The sequence below is a fragment of the Aeromonas sp. R5-3 genome, from assembly GCF_040908225.1.
In the GTDB taxonomy this organism is placed as follows: Bacteria; Pseudomonadota; Gammaproteobacteria; order Enterobacterales; family Aeromonadaceae; genus Aeromonas; species Aeromonas dhakensis.
Genome location: NZ_JBFODH010000028.1, coordinates 21,241 through 39,129, shown reverse-complemented (window position 1 = coordinate 39,129; position 17,889 = coordinate 21,241). Strand labels below are relative to the sequence as shown.

Sequence of the window (17,889 nt, the reverse complement as noted above, 5' to 3'; positions counted from 1 at the left end):
GATGCACATACATATGTCAACGAGCAAACAACTGCTGATCGTCGACGACGACCAAGAGATCCGCGAGCTGCTCAATGAATACCTGACCAGGGCTGGTTTCGAGGTATTGACCGCAGCGGAGGGCAACGAGATGCGCCAGCAGCTCGCCCAGCACAGCCCGGACCTCATCATTCTCGATATCATGATGCCTGGCGACGACGGTTTTACCCTCTGCCAGCAGATCCGTCGCGACTCTCAGGTTCCCATCATCATGCTGACCGCGGCCTCCGACGAAGCGGATCGAGTGATCGGGCTGGAACTCGGCGCCGACGACTACATCGCCAAGCCGTTCAGCCCGCGCGAGCTGCAGGCCCGCATCAAGGCGCTGCTGCGCCGCGCCGAATTTCGCCAGCCGGAGAAAGAGAAGGAGCCGAGCCGTCGGCTGCGCTTCGCCGAATGGACCCTGGATACCCTGAGCCACCAGCTGACTCACGAGGATGGCAGCCTGCTGGATCTCTCCGGCAGCGATGCCATGCTGCTCGGCATGTTCCTGCAGCAGCCCGGCGTGGTGCTGGACCGGGATACCATCTCGGACGCCACTCGCGGTCGCGAGAGCCTGCCGATGGAGCGCGGCATCGACGTACAGATCAGCCGACTGCGCCAGAAGCTGGGTGACAACGGCAAGAGCCCGCGCATCATCAAGACCATTCGCGGCAGTGGCTACATGCTGATTGCCGAGGTGCACGAGATCCCATGATGGCCCGGCAAGGTAGCGACGGCATGCTGATCGACACAAGGCGAGAGATCCCATGAATAGCAGGTGGTTCTGGCGGGTTCTGGTACCCCGCTCCCTGCTGTCGCGGATGCTGCTGCTGTTGCTGCTGGCGATCCTGCTCTCCCAGACCATCCTCACCGGCATCTGGATGCAGCAGATCCAGAAGCGGGAGCTGGAGGGCATGCTCAGCACCACCCGCAACCTGGCGCTGTCGGCCGCCTCCACCGTCAACTTCTTCAAATCCTTGCCGCTGCAGTATCGCCACATCGCGCTGGACCAGCTGCGCAACATGGGCGGCAGCCGCTTCTTCGTCTCCCTGAACGAGGAGGAGATCCACATCAGCGCCATCCCCGACAGCGAGCGCAAGACGCTGGTGCTCAAGGAGGTGCAGGGGGTGCTGACCCGCAAGCTCTCCGACGCCATGGCGATCAAGGTGGACTTCTCGCGGCCAGAGGATCTGCACGTCTTCAACAACGACACCCTGCTGGCGGATCTGCCCTCCTCCTGGGCCCGCTACACCCTGTCGCTGGAGCCGCTCAACCCGCCGGTACTGGTGACCCAGATCGAGATAGAGCCGGGGGAGTGGCTCTATCTGGCGGCCCTGTTGCCCGCCCCCTACATGACGCTGGATGATACCGTCATGCCCAGCAACCAGGTGCGCTTCATCGCCCTGATGACGGTGTTCCTCTGCTTCTTCACCTTCCTGCTGGTGCGCTGGCAGACCCGGCCGCTGCGCCGGCTGGCCAAGGCGGCAGTCAACCTCGGCAAGGACATCGACCAGCCCTCGCTCAAGGAGGAGGGGGCCTCCGAGATAGTGGCGGCCACCCGCGCCTTCAACATCATGCAGCACCGCATCCGCCGCTATATCGACGATAGAGAGCGGTTGTTCAGCTCCATTTCCCACGACCTCAAGACCCCCATCACCCGGCTGCGGCTGCGGGTCGAGCTGCTCGACGACGAGCAGCAGATCGCCAAGTTCAACAAGGATCTGGACGAGCTGGAGCTGATGGTGAAGGGGGCGCTGCAGACGGTGAAGGATACCGACATCCACGAGAACATCGAGCAGCTCGACATCGACGCCATGCTGGAACAGATGGCGGAGGCCATGAACCTGCACGACGAGCGGCTGACCATCGAAGGCCACTGCAAGCAGCCCTACCGCGGCAAACCGCTGGCCCTCAAGCGCTGCATCGGCAACCTGGTGGACAACGGCATCAAATACGGCCAGAAAGTGCGCATCATCATCATGGACGACGAAGAGATGCTGATCCTGTTCATCATGGACGAGGGCCCCGGCCTGCCGGAAGATCAGTTCGAACGCATCTTCGAGCCCTACTACCGGCTCAGCACGGATCTGGCCGGCACCGGCCTGGGTCTGGGCATTGCCCGCAACATAGCCCACGCCCACGGCGGCGACCTGGTGCTGGAAAATCGTCCGCAGGGCGGCCTGCAGGCCACCCTCTCCCTACCAAGGCAGTAACCTTATGAAGTGGTTGTCTTTTTCTGTCATCACCCTGCTCTCCCTGCCTGTAAGCGCCTCCCAGGTGGAGGTGCTGCACTGGTGGACGTCCGGCGGCGAGGCCAAGGCGGTGGAGGTGCTCAAGTCAGAATGGACCGAGCAGGGCAATCAGTGGAACGACTTCGCGGTGCAAGGGGGCGGCGGCAAGAGCGCCATGACGGTGCTGAAAAGCCGGGCGCTGGCGGCCAACCCGCCGGAGGCAGCCCACCTCAAGGGGTTCGAGTTGCGGGAGTGGGCCGGACTCGGCTTCCTGCGCGATCTCAGCCCCATGGCCGAACACCTCGGCTGGTACCCCCAGCTGCCGCCCATGGTGCGGGAGACCCTCAGCCAGAACGGCGCCCTGATGGCGGTACCCACCGGTATCCACAGGGTCAACTGGCTGTGGCTCAACCGCAAGATCTTCGAGCGCAACAAGCTGACCCCCCCCACCAGCTGGGCCCAGTTCGTGACCGTGGCCGACCGGCTCAAGGAGAAAGGGATCACCCCGCTCGCTATCGGCAACGAACCCTGGCAGCTGGCAGTGCTGTTCGAAACGGTGGCGCTCGGCGAGGGCGGCAAAGCGTTCTACCGCAAGGCGTTCGTGGAACAGGACAGCGCCACCCTGACCGGTCCCGACATGGTGCGGGTGCTGACCCGCTTCCAGCAGCTGCGCGGCTATGTGCCGGAGAAATACGCCGGCCTGAAGTGGCACCAGGCCACCAACCTGCTGGAGAGCGGCGGCGCAGCCATGCAGGTGATGGGGGACTGGGTAAAGGGCGAGCTGAGCGCCGGCAACTATCGGCCAGGCGAGGATATCGAGTGCCTGCCGAGCCCCGGCAGCCAGGGGCTGTTCAGCTACAACCTCGACTCCATCGCCATGTTCAAGCAGCGGGATCCCGCCCAGCTGCAGGCCCAGGGCGAACTGGCCCAGCTGCTGATGACGCCGCGCTTCCAGCAGGAGTTCAACCGGGTGAAGGGTTCTATCCCGGCGCTGGTCAAACCGGACATGAGCAAGTTCGACCGCTGCGCCGTGCGCTCCTACCAGGATTTCCTGCAGGCGGAGCGAGAGGGCAACCTGCTGCCCAGCATGGCGGAGGGGATGGCGACGCCGACCAACATGCGCCAGGCGATCATGGATGTGTTGAGCAACTTCTTCAACGACCCCAGAGCCAACCCGCAACAGACCGCCCTGCATCTGGAGCGGGCCATGCGCTCGACCCGCTGACGCTTTTCACTGCGGCCAGAAACGACAAAGGCGGATGAGATATCCGCCTTTGTCATCGTGAGAGTCTTGGGGTCAGGATTGATCGTTTTCGTCCTCATCCTCGTCGTAGTAATCGCTGAGCTCGATCCAGAGCCCCAGTCCGATCATCACCATGGAACCGAACCAGGTGCCGGTGTTACCGATCGGGCTGCCCATCACTATCATGGCGAAAGACAAGAACCCCATGCCTGCGTAGGCTTGTAATCTGCCGTAGGAGACCTGCATATTCACACCTCCTTGTTGAATATGGTTCAATTTTTATATTACTCATACGGCGGGGTGTGGGTAGGGCCGGATAACACTTTGGTTACATATGCTGTTGACAGCCCAGGTCGTTTGATTATTTTTTCGCCGTGAGTATCATTGGCAGCTGATTTGGTTGAAGGTTGATTATTGATGAGTGCTTTATTCTGCGACGCGACTCACGAGTTGGACGCAATCGGGCTTCGTTGTCCCGAACCTGTCATGATGGTGCGTAAAAAAGTGCGGCTGATGGCTGATGGGGAGACCCTGCTGGTCAGTGCCGACGATCCCTCAACCACCCGCGACATTCCCAGTTTCTGCCGCTTCATGGATCACACCCTGGTCGCCAGCGAGACAGAGCAGGCCCCTTACCGCTATCTGATCCGCAAGGGCCAGTAAGCCACACTACCGGAGCAATCCATGCCAGCTATTACCCGAATCGGCACCACCCAGCGTTGGTCTGACGTGGTCATTCACAACGGTACCCTCTACGTGGTGGAAGTGCCCGCCACCGACACCGCCGATATTCACCAGCAGACCCGCGAAGTGTTGACCAGCCTGCAGCGCCTGCTGGAAGCCAATGGCTCCGGCGTCGACAAGATCCTGATGGCCAACATCTATCTCAAGGACATTGCAGACATCGCCGCCTTCAACGAGCAGTGGGATGCCTGGATTCCGGCGGGCACCGCACCGGTGAGAGCCTGCGTTCAGGCCCGTCTCGCCCACGAAGGCTACAAGGTGGAAGTGCAGCTGACAGCAGCCCTCTAAGCCGGGTGGGATGCCTGGCTCCCCTGACGCCAACACCGCCCCCGTGTGCGCCTGTGTACAAGCCCGTCTCGCCCACGAAGGCTACAAGGTAGAAGTGCAGCTGACTGCCGCCGTCTAAGCCGGGCGGGATGCCTGGCTCCCCTGATGCCGACACAGCCCCCGTGCGCGCCTGTGTTCAGGCCCGTCTGGCCCACGAAGGCTACAAGGTAGAAGTGCAGCTGACTGCCGCCGTCTAAGCCGGGTGGGATGCCTGGCTCCCCTGACGCCAACACCGTCCCTTCTCCCGCAAGGGGAGAAGAGGGCAAAAAACAAGGCGCCATTGCTCGCAACGGCCCCAATAAAAAGGCCCCGCCATCGCTGGCGGGGCCTTTTTCATGGCTGCGAACCGGGCCGCTTAGGCGGTCGGGGTCAGGGTGATGGTCACCCGACGGTTCTGGGCCTTGCCTTCGGCTGTGCTGTTGGTGGCGACCGGCTGATCCGGGCCCACGCCACTGGTGGCGATGCGGCTGCCGGTCACACCCTGGCCGATCAGCTGGGCGGCGACGGCATCGGCGCGCTGGGCGGAGAGCTTCATGTTCAGCTCGCGGGAGCCGGTGCTGTCGGTGTGACCAACCACGTTCAGGCGGGTCTTGTCGAACTCGGCGACCACCATGGCCACGCCGGACAGGGTGTTGGCACCGGCGGCCTTCAGCTGGGCGCTGGAGCTGTCGAAGGTGACGTTGTTCGGCATGTTGAGGATCAGCTGATCACCGTTGCGGGTCACGCTGACGCCGGTGCCTTGCAGCTTCTCGCGCAGCTTGGCTTCCTGCACGTCCATGTAGTAGCCGATACCACCACCCAACGCGGCACCGGCGGCCACGCCGGTCAGGATCCCTTTCTTGCGGTCACCCTTGCTGGAGGAGAGCGCACCCACGGCGGCACCCGCAGCGGCGCCCGCCAGTGCGCCCCAGGCGCCCTTGGAGGTTTGGGACTCGCCGGTATAGGGGTTGGTGGTACAGCCGCTCAGGGCGACGGCCAGAGCAACGGCGGGAACGATTGTCTTGAAATGCATGAAAAACCTCTAAAAAAACCGACTCAAATCCAAAGAGGGCGCATTCTACCCCAGAGGTGTGCCAAGGTGTGACGTTATCAGCGTCACGCCCCTCTCTGCCCACGTCCCAGTATCCGCACGCTGGCTGGATGCCGACTGAACCGGCAGCCGGAACCAGGCCACCACCTTGACCTATCCCCTTGTTCAACGGACCAAATACGTCTCTATTGGCTACTATTGAATGCACCATCAATAGTGCTCAGGGGTCTCTCATGTCCGCACTGCTTCGCAACGTATCGATCCGGCACCTGCTGTTGAGTGCCAGCCTCATCATTCTGCTCACCATGGCGCTGGGCGGGCTCTGGCGCAGCAGCCTGACTGCCCGCCTCGGTGAGCTTCCCAACCAGCTCATCCTCAGCGCCAACGAGCAGATCACCCTGCAGGAGCTGCGGTATCACACCACCCAGGTTCAGCAGTTCCTGACCGATGCCGCCGTCTCCGGCGAGATGGACTCCATCGGCGAGGCCGAGCAGCACGCCCAGGCGGCTCGCCAGCTGCTGGAGCGGCTGCCACAATTGCAGGCGCCACTCACCCCGCTGCTGACCCGTCAGCTGGAGATCGGCAAGCGGATGGTGGACATCTATCTGAAAGAGGGGCGCGAGGCTGGCAACCAGCTGATGAAGCAGCCGAACGAAGGCTTCGATGCCCTCACCGACAACATCGCCAGCCAGGTCGCGGCCGTGCTGGAACAGCAACAGCAAGGGTTCAAGCAGCGGGAACAGGATATCCATGCCCAGAGCCAGACCCTGCAGCGTCAGGACATGCTGCAGCTGGCCGTCAGCCTGACCGTCATCCTGCTGATGTTGCTGCTCATCTACCGCAAGACCGTCGGCCCGCTGCAGCATCTGATGGGCCAGCTGGTCGAGCTGGCCAACCACAGCCACAACCTCACCTTCCGGCTGCACAGCCAGGGCAAGGACGAGTTCGCCTATCTGGCGGAAGTGTTCAACCGCTTCCTCGGCAATATCGACAACCTGATCGGCACGGTACAACTGGTGTCGCGCAAGACCCACGACAAGATGGCGCTGCTGATGGCCCACTCCGGCAGCACCCTCAGCAGCATGCAGCAGGCCCAGCAGAATACCGACATGCTGGCGACCGCCATCAACGAGATGACAGCCACCGTCCACAACATCGAGCACAACACCGAGCAGGCCAGCCAGGATACCCTGCTGACCCAGCAGCAGGCCCACGACGGCCAGCGTCAGGTAAGCCAGACCATCACCCTGATCCGGCAGGTGGCCGACCACATCGAGCAATCCGCCGGGGAAGTGACCCAGCTGGATCAGGAGAGCACCCAGATCGGCAACATACTTCAGGTGATCCGCACCATCTCGGAGCAGACCAACCTGCTGGCCCTCAACGCCGCCATCGAAGCGGCCCGGGCCGGCGAGCAGGGGCGCGGCTTCGCGGTGGTGGCCGACGAGGTGCGCCAGCTGGCGACCCGCACCCAGGCCGCCACCGTCGACATCCAGCAGCGCATCGAGGCGCTGCAGCACAACACCCGCCATGCGGTGACCACCATGCACACCACCCGCAACGTGAGCGAACAGGCGGTCAGCCAGGCGGCGGGCACCGGCGAGACCCTGACCGCCATCGTCGAAGCCATCACCCGGGTCAACGACATGAACGGCCACATCGCCACCGCCGCCGGCCAGCAGGCCCAGGTCACCGAAGAGACCAACCGCAATGTGATGGAGGTCGCCAGCATTGCCCGCGAATGCCTGGAGCTGGCGCGCCAGAGCCGCAGCCACACCCGGGACATGAACCAGGCCAACGAGGAGATCGGCCTCATCAGCGATCAGTTCGACGTCAGCAAGGCTGGCTCAGCCACCCAGGATCAGGAGCTCTTGCACTGGAACGAGGCCTTCATGGTGCAGGTGCCCAGCATGGACAACCAGCATCTGGGCTTGTTCGAGGCGATGAACCGGCTCTACCAGGCAGTCATCGACAAGAGTCCGGCTCAGCTTCGCAAGCAGCGGCTCGACGAGCTGCTCAAGCTCGCCACCCGGCACTTCGCCGACGAGGAGCAGGTGATGGAGCAGGCGGGCTACCCCGAGCTGCGCCGCCACAAAGAGGAACACGCCCGGCTGCTGGCGGAGCTCGATACCCTGATGCAGCGCAACGGCACGGACGACGAGGAGTTCAACATGGAGCTGCTGGTGTTTCTCAAGAATTGGCTGCTCAACCACATCTCCAAGGTCGACAAACAGTACTCAGGCACGCTCCGTCAGGCCGGGATCGCCTGACGGCCCATGGCTGGCGCCATGCCGATATGCAGAAGGGAGGCATCAGCCTCCCTTCTCTTTTACCTTGCACCCGGTTTATTGGCGCGCAGGCCCCTGCTGGCATTCGGCGTGGCAGGGGCAGGTGACGAGATGATCGTTCACCATCCCCACCGCCTGCATGAAGGCGTAGCAGATGGTGCTGCCGACGAAGGTGAAGCCGCGCTTCTTGAGCGCCTTGGACATGGCATCCGACTCCGCTGAGGTCGCCGGAATGTCGCCGTTGCCCTGGCGCTGGTTGACGATGGGGGCGCCACCCACGAAGCCCCACAGATAATCGACAAAGTCGATGCCTTCCGCTTCCAGCGCCAGATAGGCGCGGGCGTTTTTGATGATCGACTGCACCTTGAGCCGGTTGCGGATGATGCCGGTATCCTGCATCAGCCGCTCCACGTCCTGCTCGTCGAACTGCGCGATGCGCACCGGATCAAAATCCACATAGGCACGATGGTAGCTCTCGGTGCGCTTCAGGATGGTGATCCAAGACAGCCCCGCCTGCTGACCGTCGAGGCAGAGCTTGGCAAACAGCTCGCGCGAGTCATGAACCGGCCTCCCCCACTGTTTGTCATGGTATTCGATGTATTCCGGGTCCTTGGTCACCCAGGCGCAACGCAACTCCATTCCCTCTCTCCTGTCATTTCATCCAATCCCCGGGGTCGATGCCAACCTGGGCGTGGGAGTGCCGACAACCCCTCCCGCCCAGGCCCCGCGCAGCGCCATCACATTAATCCGCTGTAATTTCGCCTATTATCCGACCATGCCAGACGGTATACTCCTTCGGTTCACATTCAGCAAATCTTGCTCTGATTTCATTTCGCGCGAAAAAAATTATGCAAAAATTCGATGTCAAAACCTTTCAGGGCCTGATCCTGCAGCTGCAGGACTATTGGTCCCGCCAGGGCTGTACCATCATTCAGCCGCTGGATATGGAAGTGGGTGCCGGTACTTCTCACCCCATGACCTGCCTGCGCGCCCTGGGCCCCGAGCCCATCGCCTGCGCCTACGTGCAACCGTCCCGCCGTCCGACTGACGGCCGCTACGGTGAAAACCCGAACCGCCTGCAGCACTACTACCAGTTCCAGGTGATCATCAAGCCTTCCCCCGACAACATTCAGGAACTCTATCTGGGCTCCCTGAAAGAGCTGGGCATGGATCCCGAGATCCACGACATCCGTTTCGTGGAAGACAACTGGGAAAACCCGACCTTAGGGGCCTGGGGTCTGGGTTGGGAAGTGTGGCTGAACGGCATGGAAGTGACCCAGTTCACCTACTTCCAGCAGGTTGGCGGCCTCGAGTGCAAGCCGGTGACCGGCGAGATCACCTACGGTCTCGAGCGTCTGGCCATGTACATCCAGGGCGTCGACAGCGTCTACGACCTGGTCTGGTCTGACGGCCCGCTGGGCAAGACCACCTACGGCGACGTGTTCCACCAGAACGAAGTGGAGCAATCCACCTACAACTTCGAACACGCCGATGTGGAGTTCCTGTTCCACTGCTTCGAGCAGTACGAGAAGGAAGCCCAGAATCTGCTGGCACTGGAAAAACCGCTGCCGCTGCCTGCCTACGAGCGCATCCTCAAAGCCGCTCACTCCTTCAACCTGCTGGATGCCCGCAAGGCCATCTCGGTCACCGAGCGTCAGCGCTACATCCTGCGCATTCGCACCCTGACCAAGGCCGTGGCGGAAGCCTACTACGCCTCCCGCGAAGCGCTGGGCTTCCCGATGTGTCAGCGCAGTGAGAACAAGCAAGGTTAAGGAACGGACATGGCACAACATACATTTCTGGTAGAGATCGGTACTGCTGAGCTGCCGCCCAAAGCCCTGCGCTCCCTGGCCGAAGCCTTTGCCGACAACTTCAAAGCCGAACTGACCAAGGCCGATCTGGCCTTTGGCGACGTCGAGTGGTTTGCCTCCCCGCGCCGTCTGGCGCTGAAGGTGCACGCACTGGCTGGCGAACAGCCGAGCAAGAGCGTCGAGAAGCGCGGCCCGGCCGTAGCTCAGGCGTTCGATGCGGACGGTAAGCCGACCAAGGCCGCCGAAGGCTGGGCCCGTGGCAACGGCATCACCGTTGAGCAGGCCGAGCGTCTGGTCACCGACAAGGGCGAGTGGCTGGTTCACACCGCCAAGGTCGAAGGCCGTCCGGCCAAAGAGTTGTTGGGCGAACTGGTCGCCTCCGCGCTGGCCAAGCTGCCGATCCCGAAAATGATGCGCTGGGGCGACAAGACCATCCAGTTCGTGCGTCCGGTCTTCACCGTGACCCTGCTGCTGGATGGGGATCTGGTGCCCGCCCACATTCTGGGTACCGACTCTGCCCGCACCATCCGCGGCCACCGCTTTATGGGCGAGAGCGAATTCACCATCGACAACGCCAGCCAGTACCCGCAGATCCTGCAGGAGCGCGGCATGGTGATTGCCGACTTCATGGCGCGCAAGGCCAAGATCAAGGCTGACGCCGAAGCGGCCGCTGCCGCCTTCGGTGGCGTGGCCGATCTGGACGACGACCTGCTGGAAGAAGTGACCGCCCTGGTCGAGTGGCCTGTGGTGCTGACCGCCAACTTCGAAGAGAAGTTCCTGGCTGTGCCGGCCGAGGCACTGGTGCACACCATGAAGGGTGACCAGAAGTACTTCCCGGTATACGACAAGAACGGCAAGCTGCTGCCGAAGTTCATCTTCGTCACCAACATCGAGTCCAAAGACCCGAGCCAGATCATCAGCGGCAACGAGAAGGTGGTTCGCCCTCGTCTCTCAGACGCCGAGTTCTTCTTCAAGACCGACCTCAAGCAGACTCTGGCCTCCCGCCTGCCGCGCCTCGAGACCGTGCTGTTCCAGCAACAGCTGGGCACCGTCAAGGCCAAGGTCGAGCGTATCGAGACCGTCGCCGGCTTTATCGCCGAGCGTATCGGCGCCGACGTGGCTCAGGCCAAGCGTGCCGGTCTGCTCTCCAAGTGTGATCTGATGACCAACATGGTCGGCGAGTTCACCGACACCCAGGGTGTCATGGGGATGCACTACGCCCGTCACGATGGCGAAGACGAAGCGGTTGCCGTGGCCCTCAACGAGCAGTACATGCCGCGCTTTGCCGGCGATGCCCTGCCGTCCGGTCTGGTTGCCTGCGCCGTCGCGCTGGCCGACAAGTTCGACACCCTGGCCGGTATCTTCGGCATCGGCATGCTGCCGAAGGGTGACAAGGATCCGTTCGCCCTGCGTCGCGCCGCCATCGGTGCCCTGCGCATCATGACCGAGAAGCAGCTGGATCTGGATCTGGTTGAACTGGTTGAAGAAGCGGTACGCGTCTACGGCGACAAGCTGACCAACAAAACCGTCGTCACCGACGTGGTCGACTTTATGCTAGGCCGCTTCCGTGCCGCCTATCAGGACGAAGGCATCGGTGCCGATGTGGTGCTGGCCGTGCTGGCCCGCCGCCCGACCCGTCCGCTCGACTTCGATCGTCGCGTCAAGGCCGTCAGCCACTTCCGCACTCTGGATGCCGCACTGGCACTGGCCGCCGCCAACAAGCGCGTGAGCAACATTCTGGCCAAGGTCGAAGGCGAGTTGCCGACTGCCGTCAAACCGGAACTGCTGGTCGATGCCGCCGAGAAGGCGCTGGCCACCCAGGTTGCCGCACTGCAGGCCGAACTGGCCCCGCTGTTCGCCGCCGGTGACTACCAGGCTGCCCTCACCCGTCTGGCCGCCCTGCGCGAGCCGGTCGATACCTTCTTCAACGAGGTGATGGTGATGGCCGACGACGAGGCCCTCAAGGCCAACCGTCTGGCGCTGCTGAACAACCTGCGCAACCTGTTCCTGCAAGTGGCGGATATCTCCCTGCTACAGTGATTGAGGTTTGTTGGCTAGATCAAAAAACGGCGCCTTTCGGCGCCGTTTTTATTAAAAATAGATTAATCTATTACCTTCGTTTGCACACGATAGGTAACACTAAAATGTTCTTTCATGTGGATGAATCAGGTAATACAGGCAATCAACTTTTTGATAAAAATCAACCTATATTAACTTATGGTGTTCTATCCAGCACATTGAACGTAGATGCATTAGGAAAACAGTGGTTCAAAGATATAACAAAGAAGCTCGACATTGATTGCCTTCACGCAAATCATCTCGGAGTCAATAAACTAACTGAGATATCACGAGAGCTTTATCTATTACAGGATAAATTCAAATTTTCATTCGATTATTATTTCATTGAAAAAAGAGCCCTAGCTGTTGTTTGTCTTTTTGACGCTATATTTGATGCTGGTATCAACCCTGCTGTTAGATGGGATACATATTGGACCCCTATGCGCTATCTTATAATACTTAAGTTGGCTGCTATTTTAGATGATGACATTTTAAAGAAAACATGGGCACTATGCACATGTAAATACATAGAAAATAAAGAATCAGACATCATTCAGACCTTAGAAGAAATAAGAAGCATTACAAACAAATCATGCTTGGATGCTCGTTCAAAAGAAATAATAATTAATGCGCTTGGGTTCGCAATAAAAAACCCTCTAGCAATGGACTTTGGTCAACCTGATGAAAAAGCAATATCACCAAATGCAGTTGGATTTCAATTCGTTGCTTCAAGTATTTCTAGACGATTAAAATTAAAAAACAGAAAAAAAGCTCTATCAATAACAGTTGATATGCAAACACAATTTAATAAAGCACAAATTGAGACCTATCGAAATGCTAGTTTGATTTCTGATGGAATGAAAAGGGCAACACAGGAAGATAGAAATAAATACCTTAATCATCCATTGTTTGCATCAATAGGAAAAGCAGACCTGATAAATAAAAACTTAATTAACAGTAATATTGAGATATCAAAAAGCCAAGAGTCTATTGGTTTACAAATTGTGGATATATACCTTTGGATAACAAACCGGATTTTATTAAAGAAAGAACTATCAACTGAGTTACATGTTATAGGGTCTCTTTTTTTAAAACAGTCTTTTGTAGATGGAATTTCCTTTTCTGGTATGGAAGGAAGATTTAAACGATTTGAATCAATACTTCCAGACTTGGAAAATATCACAAAAGAACAGGCAGATATGGCCAGGAAATTCATGGATGCACATCGTTCCACACTGAACGATTTGGGGTTGTAACTCGTAGGTTCGATTAGCCGTCAGGCGTAATCGGACATTCGCGTAAATAGATTCTCCCGCCATCAAGGCCAGCCGAATTTTCCCCTCCTGCGGGCCGCCGCAGACTCACAGGAACAACCGAAACAAAAGCATCTCGATCGTCCGATTACGCAGCGCTAATCGAACCTACATGAGGCGGTGAGATATGGTGCATGCCGGTCGGTGCCGAACATCGAGAAGCCCAACATTGACCTTGGGCTGGCATAATTCCCCCTCATCCCCAACCCTTCTCCCGCAAGGGGAGAAGGGGGCAATTTCATCCCCGACACCTGCCAGATCGCCCGTAGGTTCGATTAGCCGTCAGGCGTAATCGGACGTTCGCGTAAATCAACTCTCCCGCCATAACCACCACCCGAATTCCCCCCTCCGGCTGGCCGATCCTGTTTCACGGCAACAACTGCGGCAAAAGCATCTCGTTCGTCCGATGACGCTGCGCTAATCGAACCTACGATTCCTGTGCCAACGCAGCGACAATCTTCTCCACGCTCTGGGTAACCGACAGGGTGGCGCTATCCAGTACCAGGCGCTCACTGTCCCAGGGTTGATAGTCGCGATCGATCACCGCCTGCCAATCCGGCAATGCCAACCCCTCGATATCCACCGTCCGGTTCTCGACCCGTTCGCGGTGCAGGCTTGGGTTGGAGCAGACCACCTCGACATCGAGACAGGGCACCCCGACCGCGCGGGCGATATCGTGGTAAGCATCCCGGGTGAGCTGGATGGGGTTAACGGAATCCGTGATGACGGTCGAGCCAAGTGCCAGGTTCTCTCTGGCCAGCCCATAGGCAACGAAATAACCGGCGGGCCCCATCTCGTGATCCGCCTGCTCGGCGGCACGAATGGCCTGCTCTATGGTATCGATGCGCAGGTAGACGGCCCCCAGTCGCCGGGCCAGGGCCCGTGCTATGGTGCTTTTCCCGCTGCCCGGCAAACCACTGAAGATGATCAGCATGTCCCATTCCCGTGATAAAAGAAGAACCCGAGCCATAGGGTACCGGATTGTCATCGCACCCACAGCGTCTTGTTCAAGGCTGCATGGGATATGCCCGTCAGCGGACTACCTTGAGCGATAGCCGTCATCGAATACGCGCGCATATAAGCCAGCCTCTCTACCGATCATCCAAATGCATATGCAGGCTGGCTGATGGATAGCAATAACCACAAAAGATATTTTGTACGCCCCATTTCTTCTTGTTGTGCCTCATCAATCAAGCTGTAATCTTTGCCAATACATACCTAAAAATAAACAACGCAGCATTAAAAATGCTTTGTTTTATATATCCAACCATCTTTCATATCACCGTAACGATGAAAAATGGTGACATCCACATTCGAAAACAAACCGTTTAAAATCAATGATTTATTTTCAAGTAAAAATAGAAAGTCCAAACAATGCACTTGCAAAGCAATATATAAAATCAATATCAGACTTATCTAAATTAAATAGCCATGGCCTTTTCCATCTCTCCATTTTAATTTCCGCCATTCACCTGAAACACACAGATGGAGATGTGTAGAATGATCATAAAAAAGAAGTTCGTGATGTTGGCAGCCTTGTCCGCCCTGATGTGCTCTACCAGTGCCTTGGCCACTTACCGGGTCGATGTGCAGTGTCTTGACCAGGTCATGTTGACCGATGTGCATGCCGGTTATATCAAATCGGCCAGTGGCGGCCCCGACGCGGGCAATGCGGTGGTCATTTCATGGGAAAAGAATTATGAGCAGGGCAGCACGAGCTTCCATGTCTTCAAGAACCTGAATGATTATCCCGGCAGGGGCATGTTCGAGATGGCCTTGCTGGCGCTGGAGCGCGGCCTGCCTGTCAGCGCCTGGGGCAATGATGCCCAGTGCTCCGGCGGGATTCATCAGCTGAAGATCACCCGCAGCTTCAACCCCTAATCCTGCCCGCGCACTGATTCGTGCGATAAAGGGAGTGAACACCAAGCCGGGCCAATCAGCTGTGCCCGGCTTTAACAACCCGCGCGACCGTCGCTTGCCTTGCGCTGCAACATGCGAGGATAGGGTCGCCAGGTATCTCCCCCGTTCGCACCACATCTGCCCCATCGACACATCTGACCCGACCACCACCCGGATAGCCAGTCCACCGATTTAGTCATATCTTGTCAGGGCGGCTCTGCCAAGGTGACAGGGCCCCTTCACGAGGTGCAACGATGAAACGAGCAATTCAGGCCGCCCTGCTGGCCGTCACCATGGCCGCCGCCGGTGCGCAGGCCGCCGACAAGATCACCACGGTCCCGGTGCAGTTTGCCAAGGGGGCCCACAGCGCCCAGCTCAAGGGCAGCTTCGCGGGTTACGACACCATCCACTACACACTGGTGGCCAAGGCGGGCCAGACCATGACGGTCAAGATCGGCGGCAGCAGCAACGCCAACTTCAACGTCTTCGCCCCCGGTGCCCAACCCGGTCAGGCCGAGGCGCTGGGCCGCAACGATGGCGATGGCCAGTGGCAAGGTGCCCTGCCCGCCTCCGGCAAGTACCTGATCCAGGTCTATCAGATGCGCGCCTCCGCCCGCCGTGGCGAGCAGGTGCCCCACACCCTCTCGGTCAGCATCCAGTAAGCCCCGCCAACGCGATGCCCGAGCAACCACCGTCATGCCCCCCTCCCGGGCTGGGCATGACGGCGGCCTGCTGGTAGGGTGGAGCCATCAATTAATCAACGACCGAGACACTATGCAACGCAAGACCCTGACCCTGCTGCTGGCCAGCCATCTGCTGGTGGGCGCCGCCGGCTTTGCGGCCGGCATCTATGCCCTGCCGATCCTGATCGCCCCGCCCGCCCCCGCCAACGAGCAGGTTGCCGCCCGGCAGGCTCAGGCCAGCTTTCACGGCACCTTTCGCCGGGATCTGCAAGACAGCGACCGGCTGCACTGGGGTGAGGGGCAGGTCAGCATAGGGCCCGATGCCATCAGCCTGATGGGCAGGCTGGCGCCGGGCCCCGACTACCAGCTCTACCTGTCGCCCACCTTCGTCGAGACCGAGGCCGACTTTGCCCGCCTGAAGGAGAAGATGGTGAAGATCGGGCCGGTGAAGACTTTCGACAACTTTATCGTCCCCCTGCCTGCCGATGTAAACCCGGCCGACTACGACAGCGTGATCATCTGGTGCGAGACCTTCGGCCAGTTCATCACTGCCGCCCGCTACCGGCCGTAACTTTACAACCGGCTCATTCTCCATAAAAAAACGGACACCAGAAGGTGTCCGTTTTAACGCCATGACTCTTGCCTTACGGGTAACGAGCAAGCTTGTTACAGATAGTCGGCCCCGACACCGATATGGGCCAGAGCCGCCAGCTCCAGCGGAGTCAGCTGGCTGACGGAGTCGATCATGGTCGGCTCACCGCGTGCTGACTCGGGCAGCTGAAGGCGTGCCTTGAGTTCGTCGGTCAGACTGCCCACCAGATTGCCCATACGGGTCAAGCGGGAGACCAATACGGCTTCCGGGCTGCTCTCGCTGTCGGCAAAGGTAGAGACCTGTGCCACCGCGAAATCACAGACAGCCTTGGCTCGATCACCAAAATCCCCCTCCAGCTGTTGCAGTACCTGCCGAGCCGCACTGTCATCAAGGCGGGCCAGTTCAGCCTTCATGTGGCCGGTGTCAAAGCGCAGTCGCGCCCCTGCATCGAGTCGATCTTCCGGCTTGCCGGCGGTCTGGTCTGCCCATGCCTGGTCGGTCTGACCTGCAAACTGCATCAGACCGCCCAGCACCAACCGCTGGTTGGGACGCGCCGAGGCGAGACTCTCGAGTGCATTGCCCAGAGAAGCGCCATTGGCATCGCTGCCGCTCGCAAGAGAGAGCGCCAATGTACGCAGGATCTGCAGATCACCTCGGGTTTGCAGCTTGGCCATATGGGAGCCATTGATGGAGCCATCGGCAATGTGTTGGTGCAAGGCGTTGAGGTCATCACTGCTCAGGGTAACTTCGGTCGAAGCCTGATCCCGCAGCAGATAGCTGGCCTGGTAGCTGATGAGCTCCAGCGCCTGCTTGTAACCGGTGACCTCGGTCTGGCGCGCCATGGCGACGGTTTCACGGGCGGCAGGCTTGGCCTCACCATGTGGGGCCGCCACAACCTCGGCACTGGAGGCAGCTGGCAATGGTTCACCGGCAACCTCGGCCTTGACCGCGCGTTGCAGGTCGGCCACTTCCGCCATCACTGCGTGCAGCTGGCTCATTGCCTCTTGTAACTGCTCCGGAGTCGCGTTGGCGATCAACTCCGTCACCTTGCCACCCACAGTCCCCCATTGCTGGAGCGGGATGCCAGCGATGGGACGTTCAAGCAACCCGGCCGCCAAGGTTTGGCTCTCCTGCCGCATGGAACCATCCTTGATCCCGTTCAGTGAGGTTGCCAGCGAGCGCAGGGCGCCATTGCCGGTCGCCAGCCGGGCATGTTCCTGCCCCAACTGCTGTGCATCTATGTTATTGAGCTCGTTCGCCTTATCGAGGCCGCCCAGGGTAAAGGGCAATGCCTTTTGCAGAAGCAGACGCTTTTGATCGGCCAGGGAGAGGCTGTCTGCCGGTGGGGCTGAGTGGGCGGGTGCCTCGGTACGGGCCCCCAGCAGATTGCCGATCCACTCTTTCAGCGCCACAAACGGACGGGCCAACTGGGCTCCCAAACGGGACAGCAGCCCCTGTCCTTTTTGCGGTTCACTGCGGTTGCCCAGCTGAAGGGCATCATGACTGGTAGCAACCTGATGAGCCTCCAGCTGGCCCAGTCGGCCAACCTCCGCTGTAACGTCATTGTGCTGGGCCACGGCCTGCAAGCCGCTGGTATGTGTTTGAATCTGCATGGCGTTTATCTTCTCGTGATGTGTCGTGGCCAGTCT

General features: G+C 59.6%; 17 protein-coding genes and 2 pseudogenes. 14 read left to right on the top strand and 5 right to left on the bottom strand.

Annotated features, from left to right (window positions below):
• Positions 1-13: 13 nt before the first annotated feature.
• Genes AB5Y95_RS19265 through AB5Y95_RS19255 form a run of 3 tightly spaced genes read left to right on the top strand, consistent with a single transcriptional unit; the run spans position 14 to position 3,477 of the window.
• Entirely contained in the window at positions 14-736 is a 723-nt protein-coding gene (locus tag AB5Y95_RS19265; protein ID WP_010635539.1) for a response regulator, read from the top strand.
• Positions 737-788: 52 nt separating this feature from the next.
• On the top strand, positions 789-2,234 hold the full coding sequence (locus AB5Y95_RS19260) for an ATP-binding protein (RefSeq protein WP_005307426.1): 1,446 nt from the start codon (positions 789-791) through the stop codon (positions 2,232-2,234).
• A 4-nt stretch (positions 2,235-2,238) separates the two neighbouring features.
• On the top strand, positions 2,239-3,477 hold the full coding sequence (locus AB5Y95_RS19255; RefSeq protein WP_368161842.1) for an ABC transporter substrate-binding protein: 1,239 nt from the start codon (positions 2,239-2,241) through the stop codon (positions 3,475-3,477).
• Between the two features lie 72 nt (positions 3,478-3,549).
• Here AB5Y95_RS19255 and AB5Y95_RS19250 read toward each other — a convergent pair whose 3' ends face one another.
• Positions 3,550-3,741 (bottom strand): hypothetical protein, encoded by a 192-nt coding sequence (locus tag AB5Y95_RS19250; protein ID WP_005307420.1) that lies wholly within the window; start codon positions 3,739-3,741, stop codon positions 3,550-3,552.
• A gap of 171 nt (positions 3,742-3,912) precedes the next feature.
• Between AB5Y95_RS19250 and tusA the strand changes: the two genes are divergently transcribed.
• The 4 genes and pseudogenes from tusA to AB5Y95_RS19230 all read left to right on the top strand — a co-directional run.
• Positions 3,913-4,158 carry a sulfurtransferase TusA gene (tusA, locus tag AB5Y95_RS19245; RefSeq protein ID WP_005307416.1) on the top strand — a complete coding sequence of 82 codons (246 nt, stop codon included), beginning with the start codon at positions 3,913-3,915 and terminating at the stop codon, positions 4,156-4,158.
• Between the two features lie 21 nt (positions 4,159-4,179).
• Positions 4,180-4,527 carry a RidA family protein gene (locus tag AB5Y95_RS19240; protein ID WP_270832293.1) on the top strand — a complete coding sequence of 116 codons (348 nt, stop codon included), beginning with the start codon at positions 4,180-4,182 and terminating at the stop codon, positions 4,525-4,527.
• Positions 4,528-4,555: 28 nt separating this feature from the next.
• Positions 4,556-4,645, top strand: a pseudogene (locus tag AB5Y95_RS19235) (endoribonuclease L-PSP); the annotation flags it as partial.
• A 28-nt stretch (positions 4,646-4,673) separates the two neighbouring features.
• Positions 4,674-4,763: pseudogene (locus AB5Y95_RS19230) on the top strand (endoribonuclease L-PSP); the annotation flags it as partial.
• Between the two features lie 158 nt (positions 4,764-4,921).
• Here the strand turns inward: AB5Y95_RS19230 and AB5Y95_RS19225 are convergent.
• Positions 4,922-5,578 carry an OmpA family lipoprotein gene (locus AB5Y95_RS19225; protein WP_005307410.1) on the bottom strand — a complete coding sequence of 219 codons (657 nt, stop codon included), beginning with the start codon at positions 5,576-5,578 and terminating at the stop codon, positions 4,922-4,924.
• Between the two features lie 251 nt (positions 5,579-5,829).
• Between AB5Y95_RS19225 and AB5Y95_RS19220 the strand changes: the two genes are divergently transcribed.
• On the top strand, positions 5,830-7,866 hold the full coding sequence (locus AB5Y95_RS19220) for a bacteriohemerythrin (protein WP_368161841.1): 2,037 nt from the start codon (positions 5,830-5,832) through the stop codon (positions 7,864-7,866).
• Positions 7,867-7,941: 75 nt separating this feature from the next.
• Here the strand turns inward: AB5Y95_RS19220 and AB5Y95_RS19215 are convergent, their stop codons facing one another.
• Positions 7,942-8,523 (bottom strand): DNA-3-methyladenine glycosylase I, encoded by a 582-nt coding sequence (locus AB5Y95_RS19215; RefSeq protein ID WP_368161840.1) that lies wholly within the window; start codon positions 8,521-8,523, stop codon positions 7,942-7,944.
• 209 nt (positions 8,524-8,732) lie between these two features.
• Here AB5Y95_RS19215 and glyQ point away from each other — a divergent pair, with 209 nt between their 5' ends.
• The 3 genes from glyQ to AB5Y95_RS19200 all read left to right on the top strand — a co-directional run bounded on the left by glyQ (position 8,733) and on the right by AB5Y95_RS19200 (position 13,009).
• Complete coding sequence (gene glyQ / locus AB5Y95_RS19210; RefSeq protein ID WP_005339464.1) at positions 8,733-9,656, top strand: glycine--tRNA ligase subunit alpha; 924 nt, start codon at positions 8,733-8,735, stop codon at positions 9,654-9,656.
• A 9-nt stretch (positions 9,657-9,665) separates the two neighbouring features.
• Entirely contained in the window at positions 9,666-11,735 is a 2,070-nt protein-coding gene (gene glyS, locus AB5Y95_RS19205; RefSeq protein ID WP_368161839.1) for a glycine--tRNA ligase subunit beta, read from the top strand.
• Positions 11,736-11,851: 116 nt separating this feature from the next.
• Positions 11,852-13,009 (top strand): DUF3800 domain-containing protein, encoded by a 1,158-nt coding sequence (locus tag AB5Y95_RS19200; protein ID WP_368161838.1) that lies wholly within the window; start codon positions 11,852-11,854, stop codon positions 13,007-13,009.
• A gap of 484 nt (positions 13,010-13,493) precedes the next feature.
• On the opposite strand, the gene AB5Y95_RS19195 is transcribed toward AB5Y95_RS19200, so the two are convergent.
• Positions 13,494-14,000, bottom strand: a complete 507-nt coding sequence (locus AB5Y95_RS19195) for an AAA family ATPase (RefSeq protein WP_368161837.1) — start codon at positions 13,998-14,000, stop codon at positions 13,494-13,496.
• Between the two features lie 566 nt (positions 14,001-14,566).
• On the opposite strand from AB5Y95_RS19195, the gene AB5Y95_RS19190 reads away from it, so the two are divergent.
• The 3 genes from AB5Y95_RS19190 to AB5Y95_RS19180 all read left to right on the top strand — a co-directional run bounded on the left by AB5Y95_RS19190 (position 14,567) and on the right by AB5Y95_RS19180 (position 16,219).
• Positions 14,567-14,947: a hypothetical protein gene (locus AB5Y95_RS19190; RefSeq protein WP_017784672.1), complete on the top strand. Its 381-nt coding sequence runs from the start codon at positions 14,567-14,569 to the stop codon at positions 14,945-14,947.
• A 272-nt stretch (positions 14,948-15,219) separates the two neighbouring features.
• Positions 15,220-15,627 (top strand): hypothetical protein, encoded by a 408-nt coding sequence (locus tag AB5Y95_RS19185; protein ID WP_005307387.1) that lies wholly within the window; start codon positions 15,220-15,222, stop codon positions 15,625-15,627.
• 112 nt (positions 15,628-15,739) lie between these two features.
• Positions 15,740-16,219, top strand: a complete 480-nt coding sequence (locus tag AB5Y95_RS19180) for a DM13 domain-containing protein (RefSeq protein ID WP_368161836.1) — start codon at positions 15,740-15,742, stop codon at positions 16,217-16,219.
• A 95-nt stretch (positions 16,220-16,314) separates the two neighbouring features.
• Here AB5Y95_RS19180 and AB5Y95_RS19175 read toward each other — a convergent pair whose 3' ends face one another.
• Positions 16,315-17,853 (bottom strand): AexT-like T3SS ADP-ribosyltransferase toxin, encoded by a 1,539-nt coding sequence (locus tag AB5Y95_RS19175; protein WP_368161835.1) that lies wholly within the window; start codon positions 17,851-17,853, stop codon positions 16,315-16,317.
• Between the last annotated feature and the right edge of the window lie 36 nt (positions 17,854-17,889).

Bases quoted from the DNA above. Each gene is read 5' to 3' on its own strand.
- AB5Y95_RS19265 (WP_010635539.1), top strand. From the start codon at position 14: ATGTCAACGAGCAAACAACTGCTGATCGTCGACGACGACCAAGAGATC.
- AB5Y95_RS19260 (WP_005307426.1), top strand. From the start codon at position 789: ATGAATAGCAGGTGGTTCTGGCGGGTTCTGGTACCCCGCTCCCTGCTG.
- AB5Y95_RS19255 (WP_368161842.1), top strand. From the start codon at position 2,239: ATGAAGTGGTTGTCTTTTTCTGTCATCACCCTGCTCTCCCTGCCTGTA.
- AB5Y95_RS19250 (WP_005307420.1), bottom strand. From the start codon at position 3,741: ATGCAGGTCTCCTACGGCAGATTACAAGCCTACGCAGGCATGGGGTTC.
- tusA (WP_005307416.1), top strand. From the start codon at position 3,913: ATGAGTGCTTTATTCTGCGACGCGACTCACGAGTTGGACGCAATCGGG.
- AB5Y95_RS19240 (WP_270832293.1), top strand. From the start codon at position 4,180: ATGCCAGCTATTACCCGAATCGGCACCACCCAGCGTTGGTCTGACGTG.
- AB5Y95_RS19225 (WP_005307410.1), bottom strand. From the start codon at position 5,578: ATGCATTTCAAGACAATCGTTCCCGCCGTTGCTCTGGCCGTCGCCCTG.
- AB5Y95_RS19220 (WP_368161841.1), top strand. From the start codon at position 5,830: ATGTCCGCACTGCTTCGCAACGTATCGATCCGGCACCTGCTGTTGAGT.
- AB5Y95_RS19215 (WP_368161840.1), bottom strand. From the start codon at position 8,523: ATGGAGTTGCGTTGCGCCTGGGTGACCAAGGACCCGGAATACATCGAA.
- glyQ (WP_005339464.1), top strand. From the start codon at position 8,733: ATGCAAAAATTCGATGTCAAAACCTTTCAGGGCCTGATCCTGCAGCTG.
- glyS (WP_368161839.1), top strand. From the start codon at position 9,666: ATGGCACAACATACATTTCTGGTAGAGATCGGTACTGCTGAGCTGCCG.
- AB5Y95_RS19195 (WP_368161837.1), bottom strand. From the start codon at position 14,000: ATGCTGATCATCTTCAGTGGTTTGCCGGGCAGCGGGAAAAGCACCATA.
- AB5Y95_RS19190 (WP_017784672.1), top strand. From the start codon at position 14,567: ATGATCATAAAAAAGAAGTTCGTGATGTTGGCAGCCTTGTCCGCCCTG.
- AB5Y95_RS19185 (WP_005307387.1), top strand. From the start codon at position 15,220: ATGAAACGAGCAATTCAGGCCGCCCTGCTGGCCGTCACCATGGCCGCC.
- AB5Y95_RS19180 (WP_368161836.1), top strand. From the start codon at position 15,740: ATGCAACGCAAGACCCTGACCCTGCTGCTGGCCAGCCATCTGCTGGTG.
- AB5Y95_RS19175 (WP_368161835.1), bottom strand. From the start codon at position 17,853: ATGCAGATTCAAACACATACCAGCGGCTTGCAGGCCGTGGCCCAGCAC.